Source organism: Janthinobacterium saanense (assembly GCF_014200675.1).
Lineage (GTDB): Bacteria > Pseudomonadota > Gammaproteobacteria > Burkholderiales > Burkholderiaceae_D > Janthinobacterium.
Genome location: NZ_JACHCI010000010.1, coordinates 180,265 through 193,144 on the forward strand (window position 1 = coordinate 180,265; position 12,880 = coordinate 193,144).

Annotated in this window: 10 protein-coding genes and 1 tRNA gene; 5 read left to right on the top strand and 6 right to left on the bottom strand. The window is 57.1% G+C overall.

Going from position 1 to position 12,880, the window contains the following annotated elements; genetic code table 11:
- Window positions 1-30: 30 nt before the first annotated feature.
- From wbaP to HDE72_RS15455, 3 genes are all read right to left on the bottom strand, one after another.
- Window positions 31-1,494, bottom strand: a complete 1,464-nt coding sequence (gene wbaP, locus HDE72_RS15445) for an undecaprenyl-phosphate galactose phosphotransferase WbaP (RefSeq protein ID WP_183742418.1) — start codon at window positions 1,492-1,494, stop codon at window positions 31-33.
- A 79-nt stretch (window positions 1,495-1,573) separates the two neighbouring features.
- Window positions 1,574-2,992: a mannose-1-phosphate guanylyltransferase/mannose-6-phosphate isomerase gene (locus tag HDE72_RS15450; RefSeq protein ID WP_183742421.1), complete on the bottom strand. Its 1,419-nt coding sequence runs from the start codon at window positions 2,990-2,992 to the stop codon at window positions 1,574-1,576.
- A gap of 572 nt (window positions 2,993-3,564) precedes the next feature.
- Complete coding sequence (locus tag HDE72_RS15455; protein ID WP_183742423.1) at window positions 3,565-3,891, bottom strand: hypothetical protein; 327 nt, start codon at window positions 3,889-3,891, stop codon at window positions 3,565-3,567.
- Between the two features lie 228 nt (window positions 3,892-4,119).
- Between HDE72_RS15455 and HDE72_RS15460 the strand changes: the two genes are divergently transcribed.
- A tRNA-Gly gene (locus tag HDE72_RS15460) sits at window positions 4,120-4,193 on the top strand.
- Between the two features lie 24 nt (window positions 4,194-4,217).
- On the opposite strand, the gene HDE72_RS15465 is transcribed toward HDE72_RS15460, so the two are convergent.
- A complete protein-coding gene (locus tag HDE72_RS15465) occupies window positions 4,218-5,201 on the bottom strand; it encodes an NPP1 family protein (RefSeq protein ID WP_183742425.1) in 984 nt (327 codons plus the stop codon).
- Window positions 5,202-5,562: 361 nt separating this feature from the next.
- On the opposite strand from HDE72_RS15465, the gene trmB reads away from it, so the two are divergent.
- Both trmB and galE read left to right on the top strand, forming a co-directional pair.
- Window positions 5,563-6,243, top strand: coding sequence for a tRNA (guanosine(46)-N7)-methyltransferase TrmB (gene trmB, locus HDE72_RS15470; protein WP_183742469.1), 681 nt, complete (start codon window positions 5,563-5,565; stop codon window positions 6,241-6,243).
- Between the two features lie 78 nt (window positions 6,244-6,321).
- Window positions 6,322-7,341 carry a UDP-glucose 4-epimerase GalE gene (gene galE / locus HDE72_RS15475; protein ID WP_183742427.1) on the top strand — a complete coding sequence of 340 codons (1,020 nt, stop codon included), beginning with the start codon at window positions 6,322-6,324 and terminating at the stop codon, window positions 7,339-7,341.
- 110 nt (window positions 7,342-7,451) lie between these two features.
- Here the strand turns inward: galE and HDE72_RS15480 are convergent, their stop codons facing one another.
- Together HDE72_RS15480 and HDE72_RS15485 are read right to left on the bottom strand one after the other, a co-directional pair.
- On the bottom strand, window positions 7,452-8,738 hold the full coding sequence (locus HDE72_RS15480) for a Glu/Leu/Phe/Val family dehydrogenase (RefSeq protein WP_183742429.1): 1,287 nt from the start codon (window positions 8,736-8,738) through the stop codon (window positions 7,452-7,454).
- A gap of 159 nt (window positions 8,739-8,897) precedes the next feature.
- A complete protein-coding gene (locus tag HDE72_RS15485; protein WP_183742431.1) occupies window positions 8,898-9,860 on the bottom strand; it encodes a LysR family transcriptional regulator in 963 nt (320 codons plus the stop codon).
- A 192-nt stretch (window positions 9,861-10,052) separates the two neighbouring features.
- Here HDE72_RS15485 and HDE72_RS15490 point away from each other — a divergent pair, with 192 nt between their 5' ends.
- Together HDE72_RS15490 and HDE72_RS27775 are read left to right on the top strand one after the other, a co-directional pair.
- The gene (locus tag HDE72_RS15490; RefSeq protein WP_183742433.1) at window positions 10,053-12,590 is read left to right on the top strand and encodes a M16 family metallopeptidase; all 2,538 of its coding nucleotides are present in this window, start codon (window positions 10,053-10,055) and stop codon (window positions 12,588-12,590) included.
- Between the two features lie 15 nt (window positions 12,591-12,605).
- Window positions 12,606-12,734, top strand: a complete 129-nt coding sequence (locus HDE72_RS27775; protein ID WP_260176720.1) for a hypothetical protein — start codon at window positions 12,606-12,608, stop codon at window positions 12,732-12,734.
- Window positions 12,735-12,880: the final 146 nt, after the last annotated feature.

Below are 12,880 nucleotides of genomic sequence, written 5' to 3' on the forward strand. Positions count from 1 at the left end.
CCTTGCAAATTATTTTATTTCAATGAGCTGTTAATACGCGCCATCTTTCTTGAAAATGACTTTAACCGTTTTAAGCAGAATCACGATATCGTTGAATAAAGACCAGTTCTTGACATACCAGGCGTCGAGATAAACGCGGGTATCGTAGCTGACATCATTTCGGCCGCTAACTTGCCACAGGCCTGTAACGCCGGGTTTTGCCTCCAGATAGTAGTCAACCTGGTTGCCGTAACGTTCGAGTTCGGCATCGACAATCGGGCGAGGCCCGACCAGGCTCATTTCGCCTTTCAACACGTTCCAGAGTTGCGGTAACTCATCCAGGCTGGTTTTGCGCAGAAAGTGGCCAATGGAGGTAATGCGCGGATCATTTTTTAACTTGAAATCGCGATCCCATTCGGCGCGTGCCTGCGGATCGCGTTCCAGTAATTCTTTCAGCAGTACGTCCGCATTGACGGCCATGGTGCGGAATTTATAGCACAGGAAATGCTTGCCATTCTGGCCTACGCGCTTGTGGCCGTAGAAGATGGGGCGGCCCGAAGCCAGTACTTTCGCAGCGATCCACAGCAGCACAGGAGAGCCGATGATCATCACGGCAATGGATGTCGTCAAATCGAAGCAGCGCTTGATCAGTTGCAATCCCGGCCGCGCCAGGTTGTTGCGCATGGTGAGTAACAGGACTTCGTGCGTGAAGAAATGGTTGACCTCCATACCGTAGAGCGGCAAGCCGCGTACTGCCGGTACCACCTGCATGTTGGCGACGCGACGGCTGACTTGCTGGATCATGCCTTGATAGGTATCGATACCGCCTTGTTCCAACGCGACCACTGCATGGGGATCTCCCAGCATTTTCAATGTCTGCTCAGGATCTGGGCCAAGAGAAATGCAGGGAACGGGTTGTTTACCGCGGTTCAGATATTGATGCTCGAAGCATTCCTGCCCCTCCGGAATCAAAAAAGCGATCAGCCGATAGCCCATCAATGCTTCTTCGTCGAACGCGCGTGCAGTTTGCAAGGCATTTTCGCCCCAGCCGATGATGACCATCGGGCGTATCCAGCCCCCCAATTTCAACAGCAGGAATTTGACCATGCCTCGCAAGAGCAGGACAAGGCAAGGCGCCAGCAGCCACGTCATCAGGAGTGCTGCACGCGAAGAATTGCGCTTGCCGAGGAAAATGAGCGAGGCGTCAATCAGGCCCATGATCAGAACGATTTTGAGCACCTCCCTTATTTCGTTGGAATAGGGACGGCGCTTGGCATGATGGCCTTTCAGTTTGAAGAGGGCCAAGGCCACCAGCGAAAGCAGGAAAAAGCTGAGCAAGCGGGAGCTGTCGAGGCCCCAGGTGTTCAATTCGCTGCGATGTAGTGCCATTATACCGGCCAAGCAGAATGCGGCGAATAGAGCCATGGCATCAGCAATGGTCAGAAAATATTTTTCTGCTACGCTGCTGCAATACCACTTGACCTCTTGTATAAAAATGCCTTCGACGGGTTTCATGATGACTTGCTAAACCTTATAAACTTCATTCATTATGTGACCAAGGGATATGGCAATGCCAGACCTCTCAGCCGCTTGCTTAAACTCTACCGTAACGGTCTTCAAACCGCACGATATCGTCTTCGCCCAGATAACTGCCCGATTGGATTTCAATCAGTTCGAGTGCTACTTTGCCAGGGTTGGCCAGCGAGTGCACTACACCCAAGGGAATATAGGTAGATTGGTTTTCCGTCAGCAGATATTCCTTGTCGCCATTAGTGATCTGGGCCGTGCCCGAGACGACGATCCAATGCTCGGCGCGGTGATGGTGCATTTGCAGCGATAGTTTTGCGCCCGGTTTGACGGTGATGCGCTTGACCTGGAAGCGCTCACCATTGCCGATCGAGTCGTACGAACCCCATGGGCGGAAAACTTCGCGGTGCATGGTGGCTTCATTGCGCTCTTTATTGATCAGCTGCGCAACGAGAGACTTGGTGTGCTGTGCCTGATCCGCATCCATCACCAGTATGGCATCAGCGGTTTCCACGATGACGGTGTTGCGCATGCCGATGGCGGTCACCAAACGGCTGTTGCCATGCACCAGGCAATCATTGCAATCCTGTAACAGCACATCGCCTTGGGCGCTATTGTTATCGGCGTCTTTTGTTGCAACATCGAAAACGGCTGCCCAGGAACCGATATCATTCCAGCCAGCGTTCAGCGCTATAGTAGCCGCATCGCCAGTACGTTCCATGACGGCGTAGTCGACGGCGATGTCAGGGCTGGCAGCATACGCATCGTGATCCAGGCGAATAAAGTCGAGGTCGCTCTTCGCTTTTGCCAGCGCATCACGGCAGGCTGCGACGACAGCCGGCTGAAAGCGTTCAAGCTCCTCCAGGTAGCGGCTGGCGCGGAACAGGAACATGCCGCTGTTCCAGAAGTAATCGCCGCTGGCAATGTATTGCTCAGCCAGTGCCAATGCGGGTTTTTCAACAAATTCTACGATACGCTGGACCTGGCCAGCCTCACCGTCCTCGGCGCGGATGTATCCATAGCCTGTTTCAGGTCCGGTTGGCGTAATGCCGAAAGTGAGCAATTTGCCTTGTTCTGCTGCTTGACGGGCCAGGCTGATAGCGTGGTGAAACGCTGGAGTATCCAGAATCACATGATCTGAAGGCAGCACCAGCATTACCGGATCTTCGCCATTTTCCATCGCTTGCAATGCTGCGGTGGCGATGGCCGGTGCCGTATTGCGACGCATCGGTTCGAGCAACATGCGTGCATCGTTCAATCCAATTTCGCGCAGTTGTTCCGCGACAATGAAACGCGACGATTCGTTGCATACGAGCAGGGCCGGTGCAAGTGCGGCAATACCAGTCAGTCGCTGTAACGTTTGCTGCAACATACTGTTTTTGCCAGACAAACGTAAAAATTGTTTGGGGAAAGCTTCGCGCGACAGAGGCCACAAGCGTGTGCCGGAACCGCCGCAAAGAATAACTGGCACTAGCGAAATATTCATCTATGATTCAATATGAAAATTAAAACAAATTTACAAAAAATGCAGTGATTGATTTTTTTAAAAATTAACAAGGAAATTTATTAATTTGAAAAAGATGAACGTTGAGAAAGCGATTTAATGCGTGTTTTTCTGACGACGGTGAACATTGTAATTTGCTTGGCAGATATCTTCATCAGAGCACGAGAACTTCTCTCAAAAAAGCAACATATAGCTAACAGTGATACTGAACATGAGCACAAAGCCTCCGGGCTAACCCCAGGAGATATTGATGCTGTTTGTGATACAGGGTAGGGGCAAATGATCGATCACATGTTCGGTACCATGCGCAACTGTGCTACCGCAAGTAGCAATTGACAAGGACGATCGATTGTTTCTCATCAGACCATCGCAAGAAACACGAAAAATAGCATGCGTTACACACATTCAAAAAATAAAAGCCCGTTTTTCAATAGTTGAAAAGGGGCTTTTATCATGGACGTGAGAGCGAACTCTCTTCGTTCATCAAACCTTCACGTCAGGCTTGTAAACAAGCTGGCGTCAGGCCTATCCGTCGCTGCCAAGGCAGCTAAGGATTAATGATGGCTTGGAGTAGCGTGCGCGGTGGTCGAGTCCGAGCTTGCTGCACCAGCTACAACTGCTACGGCTGCGCCGATAGCGATCAGGGTGCTAACGCTCAGGCCTGCAACGGTAGTGCCAGCGGCTGCGCCTGCAGCAGCGGTACCCGTTGCTGGTGCAGCTGCTGCAGGAGCTGGAGCCGATTGAGCAAATGCTTGTGCCGAAGCGAAGCAGAGGATTGCCGAAGCGATCAGAATTTTCTTCATGGAATATCCTTTTTGGTTGAACAGAGGGAATAATTGAAACTTATGAAACTGGTACATGATTGTAACAACATTTCTCATGTAAGTCTGCGCCGCACAGTTCATAAGCTAAATTAACAATGATCCACCTGTATGTTAAAGCAAATTTCATGTTTTCTTGCGCATATGTTGTTCGAGGTTAACAAATTGATTGGAAACGCCAGCGCAATACAGCGGCTTTTGATTGCCATGGGCATGCCTCCATCGTGCGCTGACAGCGCGGCTACAAGTTTGCCAAGTCCTTGCCAAGCCGCGTAAAATGCGTTCATCGCGGGTGTAGCTCAATGGTAGAGCAGAAGCTTCCCAAGCTTACGACGAGGGTTCGATTCCCTTCACCCGCTCCAGTCTCCTGACGTTTCCCCGCCTGCTTACTCCCTGATCTGCTGATAATTCTGCGGATAATTTGCCTGGAACTCCTGCGCCCGGGTAGCCCACACATCGTCAAACGAGAACGAGAAGTTTTGCCAGAATGGGTCGTTGCGGGGAATCGCGCTGTTGGCGTTGTTCAGGATTTCTCCATCATTGCGTGTCTTGAAACTGGCGCTGCCGAAGTTGGAGCCTTCCAGGGTCAGCCGGTAGTTGCGGTTGGCCTGGTAGCGTGTCCACTCATCGTTGTCCCAGGATGGCAGCGCGCTGTAGTGGCTGATGAGGTCGGGCGCATAGAATTCGCCCCAGTTGCCGAGAAATTCCACCTTTGCCTTGTCCTGGCTATTGGCGAAGCGGAAGGCGTGCGTGCCGGCGCCGTCCTTGTGGTAGACGACCATCGGGTGGCCCGATTGGTTCAGGATCTCGTCCAGGCGCCTGGTGGTGAATTTGCCGTGGGCGCTGACGCTGGTGTGGGAAATAAAATCGCCCTGGCCATTGATCTTGCCGGTCCAGACGATGACCGTTTCCACGTCATGGCGGTGGCCGCCCAGGAAGGTCAGGCCGACGGCCTGGTCTTTCTCGAAGTACAGCTCGTAAAAGTGTGCGCAACGCTCGACCTTGTTGCCGCCTTCGTCCGTCGCCTTGCACAGTTGGCGGTGTATCGTGTTGGCGTACACGCCCCAGTGGCTATATTGGCAGTTGCCCGAGAGCGATGCGGTAGCGTTGCGGCCCGGATTCTGGCGCAAGTTCGCATTACGGTCGAAGGGCGTCGCCGGATAGCAGCCATCGGAGTCGAAATCGAATACCGGATGAAAGTTACGGACCTGTTTTTCATTGTATTTCGTGATTGCCGTATCCCAGCGTGGAAGCTCATCTGCGCGTACATCCATCGCGTACAGCGCCATTAGCGATACCGGGATGGCCGCCAAGGTGGTTTTCAACAAGCTGGGAAGATTGAAGCGCCTGAATTTGAAAGTATTGTTCATCGTATGTCCTCTGTAAGAGTGCTGGCTTGAAGTAGGTGAAATAATTCCCAAGGGAAACAATATCAAGCTGATATTACAATGCGTATATGACAATCTGTTGACATGGATGAAGCCATGGCGGGAAAATCCACGACGAGCCTCTGCGCAGCAGGTTTTTCGAGGGATTCCAGGGCGGTTGGGGCGATAATGTGGCTGTTATAATGCAGCCTGCGCCTTTGCGGCGCCTCAACCAGGCTGTTGCTTACGATTGCACGAGCACGCTGACAGTTTGCCGAGGCGTGCTGCACGGCTTTTTTTTATCCTGTACGTTTTCCTCATTTCCATGTCTTCTGATACCCCAGCAAACGGCCCGGCGCGGCCGATGATGTACGATCCGACCGAACACCGCATCCGCAGTTTCGTTACCCGCGCAGGGCGCTTGTCCGTGGCGCAGGCGCGCGCGCTTGAAACGCTGGGGCCGCAATTCCAGCTGCCGTTTGCCAAGGAATCGATGGATTTTGAACAGGTATTTGGCCGCAAGGCGCCCGTGATCCTGGAAATCGGTTTCGGCATGGGCGGCACTACCGCGCATATCGCCAAGGCCATGCCGGAAAAGGATTTTATCGGCGTGGAAGTACACACGCCTGGCGTGGGCAGCCTGCTGAAACTGATCGGTGAAGAATCGCTGACGAATCTGCGCCTGCTGCAGCATGATGCGGTGGAAGTGCTCACGCATATGATCCCTGCCAATTCGCTGGCCGGCATCCACGTGTTCTTCCCTGACCCATGGCACAAGGCGCGCCATAACAAGCGCCGCTTGATCCAGTCGCCATTCGTCAAGCAATTGACCGATCGCCTGGCGCCGGGCGGCTATCTGCATTGCGCCACCGACTGGGAAGACTACGCGGTGCAGATGCTGGAAGTATTGAGCGCCGAGCCGCAACTGCAAAACAGTGCTGAAGGCTACGCGCCACAGCCGGCCTACCGTCCGCTGACCAAGTTCGAAAACCGTGGACTGAAGCTGGGACACGGCGTTTGGGACCTGGTATTTATTAAAAAGTAAGTAGGCGTATAGGGGGCTAGTTTGCTAGGCAAGTTTGGCGGATTCGACTAAGCTTGATTTTTTATATTGATTAAAATTATGTCCAAGAAGATTCTTGTTACCGGCGCGTCCGGTTTTATCGGTTCGCATACCTGTGTCGAATTGCTCGCTGCTGGCTTCGATGTGGTTGCGGTCGATAATCTGTGCAACAGCGGGCGTGAGGCGGTCAATCGCATCGAACGTATTTCTGGCAAGAGCGTACCTTTTTATGAGGCCGATGTGCGTGACCGCGCCGCCATGGCCCAGGTCCTGCGTGAGCATGCCATCGATGCGGTCATCCATTTTGCGGGCCTGAAGGCGGTCGGCGAGTCGGTGGCACAGCCCTTGAGGTATATGGATAACAATGTGACCGGTACCGTGGCCTTGCTGGAAGTGCTGGCGGCCGCGAATGTGAAGCGCTTTGTCTTCAGCTCGTCGGCTACCGTGTATGGCGACCCGGAAGCCTTGCCCATCCTGGAAACCTCGCGCCTGTCGGTGACCAACCCGTATGGCCGTTCCAAGCTGATGGTCGAGCAGATTCTGGCCGATCTGGTGCATGCCGATCCTCTATGGCAGGTGGGCGTGCTGCGCTATTTCAATCCGGTGGGCGCGCATGCCAGTGGCCTGATCGGTGAAGACCCGGCCGGTATCCCGAATAATCTGATGCCTTTCATCGCCCAGGTAGCCGTGGGCCGCCGCGAGCGCCTGGCCGTGTTTGGCAATGATTATCCGACGCCGGATGGCACCGGCGTGCGCGACTACATTCACGTGGTCGACCTGGCGCTGGGCCATGTGGCCGCCCTGAACCGCTTGTTCAGCAAAGACGGTGGTTTTACCGTCAACCTGGGCACGGGCCATGGCTACAGTGTGCTCGATACCGTGCGCGCTTTTGAAGCGGCCAGCGGCCGTACGGTGCCCTATGAAATCGTGCCGCGCCGTCCCGGCGATATCGCCAGCTGCTACGCCTCGGCCGATCAGGCGCGTGAGTTGCTGGGCTGGAAAGCGCAGAAAAATATCGACGACATGTGCGCTGACCACTGGCGCTGGCAGCACCAGAATCCGCAAGGCTATGCCGCTTGATTGAAATTAAATAACCATAAAAAAATCCCGCTCACGATATCGTGAGCGGGATTTTTTTTGAAGCTGCCCAATAACACCTGTCATGTCTTGGGCAAGCTCAGCTACAGGTATTAAGGGTATAAACCACGTACCTCACGCGCCTGCAGCACGCGGGTGCAAGCCAGGATGAACGTGGCGGTGCGCATCGATACCTTCTTCTCTTGCGACACTTGCCATACCGCGTCGAACGCTTCGCGCATGATGCGGGTCAGGCGGCTGTTGATTTCTTCTTCGGTCCAGAAGAAGCTCGAGAAGTTTTGCGCCCACTCGAAGTAGCTGACGGTCACGCCGCCGGCATTGGCCAGCACGTCTGGCACGATCAGTACGCCACGGTCGGTCAGGATGTCGTCGGCAGCTGGCAGGGTCGGGCCGTTGGCGCCTTCCAGGATGATCTTGGCGCGGATTTTATGTGCGCGCTCGGCGGTGATCTGCTGTTCCAGTGCGGCCGGGATCAGGATGTCGCTCTCGATACCCCAGAAATCTTCGCGTGGCAGGAATGCCTCGGCGCCCGGGAAGCCTTCAACGCTGCCTGCTTCGGCCACGTGGGCCAGCAAGCGTGGAATATCCAGGCCGCCAGCGTGCACCACGGTGGTCTTGTGGTCTTGTACGGCGACGATTTTTGCGCCCGCTTCAGCGAACATGCGTGCAGCCACGCCGCCCACGTTACCGAAACCTTGCACGATCACTTTCGCGCCTTCGATCGCCATGCCAACCTTGGCGGCGGCATCGCAACCGACCACGTACACGCCACGGCCGGTCGCATCGCGGCGACCCAGGCTGCCGCCCAGCGAGATCGGCTTGCCGGTCACCACGCCGGTCGACATATTGCCGCCGATCATGGCGTAGCTATCCATCATCCACGCCATGACTTGTTCATTGGTGTTGACGTCCGGCGCCGGAATATCCTTGTTCGGGCCGATGATCATGCTGATCTCGCTCGTGTAGCGGCGGGTCAGGCGTTGCAGTTCGTTGCGCGACAGCGTTTTAGGATCGACACGGATACCGCCTTTGGCGCCGCCGTATGGCACGTTGACTGCTGCATTCTTGACCGTCATCCAGGCCGACAGGGCCATCACTTCCGACAGGGTCACGTCCTGGTGGAAGCGCACGCCGCCTTTACCCGGGCCGCGCGACAGATTGTGCTGCACGCGGTAGCCTTCGTAGTGGGCGATGGTGCCGTCATCGCGCTCGATAGGCACATCGACCGTCAGGATGCGCTTCGGACGCTTCAGCGTTTCTACCCAGCGCGACAGGTTGCCCAGGTAAGGCGTAACGCGGTCGATCTGCTCGAGGTAGACGCCCCATGGGCCCAGGTCTTCAGGATTGAGGTAGGAAGGAAGTGCGTGCTTGCTGGTCATGCTTGATAAGCTCCTGGACAATACGAATACGTTAGAGGCGCAGCGAATAGAGGGCTGCGCGCAGCGGAACCGCATCGTAGGCGATAGCCTCATGCCCCGGCCAATGCTTTGTGCGCATCCGGTTATGCATTTATTGCATAGTTATGGGAGCTTGCAGAATTATGGCGGGGCAGGGCGTGGCTTGCGGCGGCGCGGCTTGCCGTCCTGCGACTGCACCAGGTATTGCCACAGGCTTTCCACGATAGGCTTGCCGGGGCGCAGGCTCGATGGGCGTTCGCGGTACAGCCGGATTTCCAGTTCGATTTCCCAGCCTGGTTCGCCGCCATCGGCACGCGCCAGGTGCTTGTACTTTACATCGCGCATGACGGCCGACTCGGGCAAAAAGGCGATGCCGCGCCCTTCCAGCGCCATCATCTTCAAGCCTTCAGCCATATCCGTTTCGTAGCAGGTGTCGAGGAATAGCGGCGTCTTGGCGTCGGCCACCAGCAATTCCACCATGCGTCCCAGATAGGCATTGCTGGTGTAGGACAGGAAGGGCAGCGGCTCCCTGGCTGTGCCGGGCAGCACAAAGTCCGGCACCCGGTCCTGGCCGCAGCGGGCATACGCGCGCAGGGTTTCGCGGCCCATCACCAGCATGTCGTAGCGGCCCGGATCGAGCTGCACCGGCTGGCGCGGGTGGTGATAGCACAGCAGCAGGTCGCAGCCGCCATCGACCAGCTGCAGCACCGCATCGTGCACGTTCAAGGCCATCAAACGGCTGTTGATCGGCGCAAAACCTTCTTCCAGCGCCGTCAGCCATTTCGGCATGAAGGTCAGCGACAGGGTATGCGGCACGGCGAAATCGACGCTGGTTTGCGTGGCTGCGCGCTTGCCGCGCAACAGGGCCCGCACGCCATTGATCTGTCCCAGCATTTCCAGCGCCTGCTCGTAAAACACGGCGCCGGCCGGCGTCAAACGCGTGGGGTAAGAAGTGCGGTCGACCAGGTCGATACCTAGCCAGTTTTCCAGCGACTGGATGCGGCGCGAGAACGCTGGCTGGGTAACATGGCGCAGGGCCGCCGAGCGGCTGAAATTATGCGTTTCAGCGAGCGAAATGAAGTCTTCCAGCCATTTGGTTTCCATCGCAGGATCGTACCGTTTTTGAGCGCAAATGCAAAGTGTGCCAATGACTAAAAAATTTCCAAAATGAAATAAATAATTTTTTGTCATGGATATTCTGGCAAAATATTTCACTCTCGCGGCCATGACAGCGTGCGCTACGAGTCCGGTCCCTTCTATCGTCCTACTTTTCAGGTGTTCAATGAAAAAAAATTGATGTTGTCCCTTGTCGTGGCCGCGCTCGCGCACATGGCCGCGCCCCTGCATGCCGCCACGCCAGCCAAGTCCACCAGTACGGTTGCCGCCAGTGCGCCGTTCCAGCGCAGCGCCTTCGAGATCAAGCAGCAGAAATTCGTGCTCAAGAATGGCTTGACCTTGATCGTGCATGAAGACCATAGCGTGCCGGTAGTGGCCGTGAACCTGTGGTACCACGTCGGTTCGCGCAACGAGCAGCGCGGCAAGACCGGCTTTGCGCACCTGTTCGAACACTTCTTCTTCAACGGCTCGGAAAACTATCCGCATGGCTTCCGCGAAGCGATGGATGACCTGGGCGCGAATAACCGCAATGGCACGACCAACGGCGACCGCACCAATTTTTATGAAGACGTGCCCGTCTCGGCGCTGGAACGCACCTTGTACCTGGAATCGGACCGCATGGGTTATCTCGGTAACTACATTTCGAAAGAGATGCTCGAACGCGAACGGGGCGTGGTGCAAAATGAAAAACGCCAGGGCGAGAACCAGCCGTATGGGCGCGTATGGCAAGAAATCAGCGCGCAGATGTATCCGTATTCGCACCCGTATTCCTGGTCGACCATCGGCAGCATGGATGACCTGAACGCAGCTTCGCTCGACGATATCAAGCAGTGGTACCGCACTTTCTATGGCCCGAATAACGCCGTCATTTCGCTGGCCGGCGACATCACGCCGGAGCGTGCGCTGGCGCTGGTGAACCAGTACTTCGGCGCCATTCCTCCCGGCCCGCCGCTGCCGCGCACGCAGACCTGGATCCCTCGCCTGGACAGCAATATCCGCAGCGAGATGGAAGACCGCGTGCCGCAGGCGCGCATCTACCGCAGCTACCATGCGCCAGCCTTCGGTGATCCGTCCCTGCCTGCCTTGTCGCTGTTTGCCGATGTGCTGGCCGGTTCTAAAAGCGCGCGCCTGAACCGTCGCCTGGTATTTGAAAAAGGCCTGGCCACGGCCGTCAACGCGGGTCTCGATGACAACCAGATCGCCGGCACCTTCAGTATTATCGCGACCGTCAAGCCGGGTGTGGCGCCGCTTGACGCCGAGCGCGAGATGGATCAGGTATTGCAGCAATTGCTGAAAGAGGGGCCAACGGCGGATGAACTGGCGCGTGCCAAGACGAGTGGCTTTGCCACCGTCGCGCGGGCCAATGAGCGCCTGGGCCACCGTGCCAATCTCTTGTCTGAAAACGCCACCTTCGGCGCCACGCCGGAAGCTTATCTGGACCAGCTGGAAGCGCGCTCCAAGGCCACGCCGGAACAGGTGCGCCGTGCTGGTGCTGCCTGGCTCAACGCCTACAGCCATACCCTGACCGTGAAACCGTTTGCGCCACTGGCTGCAGAAAAATCCACGCTGGACCGCAAGGTATTGCCAGCGCTGGGAACGCCGCCTATCGTCAATGTCACCCTGGCGCTCGATGCCGGCAGCGCATCGGACAGTGCTGCCAAGGCAGGCGCTGCTTCGCTGGCGATGGATATGCTCGACAAGGGCACGCGCACGCGCAATGCCTTCCAGCTGTCCGATGCGCTCGAATCGCTGGGCGCCAACCTGAATGCCGGCACCACGCCCGATATGTCGCTGCTGCGCCTGCAATCGACGGCCGCCAACCTGGCGCCATCGCTGTCATTGATGGCGGATGCCGCCCTGCATCCAGCCTTTGGTGCAGACTTGTTCGCGCAGCAGAAGCAGCGCCGCCTGGCGCAGATAGGCCAGGAAAAGGCCCAGCCCACCAGCCTGGCCATGCGCATCGTACCGGGCATTTTGTATGGCAAGGAGCAGGCCTATGGACGTCCCGCTTCCGGTGATGCCGACAGCGTGCAAGGCTTGACGCGGGCCGACGTGGCGCAGTGGCATGCCACCTGGTTCAAGCCGGGCAGCGCCACCGTGATCGTCACTGGCGACACCACCCTGGCGCAGCTGATACCGGCGCTGGAAGCATCGTTCGGCAGCTGGCAGGGCGGCAGTGCGCCGGCCAAGCCGGCCGGCACGCCAGGCCGCACGGCGGGCAAGCGCATCTTCCTGATCGACAAACCCGATGCGCCGCAATCGACCATCGTCGCGGCGCAACTGTCGCAAGTACAGGGGCAGGCGGAAGACCTGGCGATCGAACCGGTGATGCAAAACTTCGGTGGCATGGCCACCTCGCGCCTGAACCGCAACCTGCGCCTGGACAAGCACTGGAGCTATGGCACCAGCGGCCAGCTGACGAATCTGCGCGGTCAGCGCGCCTTTTTGGTGCTCGCCCCCGTGCAGACCGACAAGACGCGTGAAGCGATGCAGGAAGTGGCGAAGGAAATCCGTGGCGTGGCTGGCGAGCGTCCGCTGCAGGGCGAAGAGTTCAACAGCATCATGCGCAATATGAGCGCGCGCCTGGCGGGACGTTTTGAAACCCTGGCGGCGCTGGAATCGGCCGCCCTGAGCAGCGTGAACCTGGGCTTGTCGGACGACCATTGGGCGAGCTACTCGGCCAAGGTGCGTCAGTTGAATCAAGCACAGCTGGCGTAAGCGGCGGCCAAATTCGTGCAGCCCGACGAGCTGGTGTGGGTAGTGATCGGCGACTTGCGCAAGATCGAAGCGGGCGTGCGTGAGCTGGGCTGGGGCGAAGTCACGGTGCTCGATGCCGATGGCGTGCCGGTAGCCGCGAAGTAAGCTACCGGGGAGTTTGAAGCATGCACGGCGCCTGATGCATTTCAGGCGCCGTTTTTTTGGTGCGCCCAGCATGGGCGCACTCCTGCGGGTGCAAGTCCCGCCGCGAGCTGACCACAGTGAGCGAAGTGAAGCGCAACTGCGGGAGG

Coding starts and splice junctions, on each gene's coding strand:
- wbaP (WP_183742418.1), bottom strand. CDS start 1,494: ATGAAACCCGTCGAAGGCATTTTTATACAAGAGGTCAAGTGGTATTGC.
- HDE72_RS15450 (WP_183742421.1), bottom strand. CDS start 2,992: ATGAATATTTCGCTAGTGCCAGTTATTCTTTGCGGCGGTTCCGGCACA.
- HDE72_RS15455 (WP_183742423.1), bottom strand. CDS start 3,891: ATGAGAAATGTTGTTACAATCATGTACCAGTTTCATAAGTTTCAATTA.
- HDE72_RS15465 (WP_183742425.1), bottom strand. CDS start 5,201: ATGAACAATACTTTCAAATTCAGGCGCTTCAATCTTCCCAGCTTGTTG.
- trmB (WP_183742469.1), top strand. CDS start 5,563: ATGATGTACGATCCGACCGAACACCGCATCCGCAGTTTCGTTACCCGC.
- galE (WP_183742427.1), top strand. CDS start 6,322: ATGTCCAAGAAGATTCTTGTTACCGGCGCGTCCGGTTTTATCGGTTCG.
- HDE72_RS15480 (WP_183742429.1), bottom strand. CDS start 8,738: ATGACCAGCAAGCACGCACTTCCTTCCTACCTCAATCCTGAAGACCTG.
- HDE72_RS15485 (WP_183742431.1), bottom strand. CDS start 9,860: ATGGAAACCAAATGGCTGGAAGACTTCATTTCGCTCGCTGAAACGCAT.
- HDE72_RS15490 (WP_183742433.1), top strand. CDS start 10,053: ATGTTGTCCCTTGTCGTGGCCGCGCTCGCGCACATGGCCGCGCCCCTG.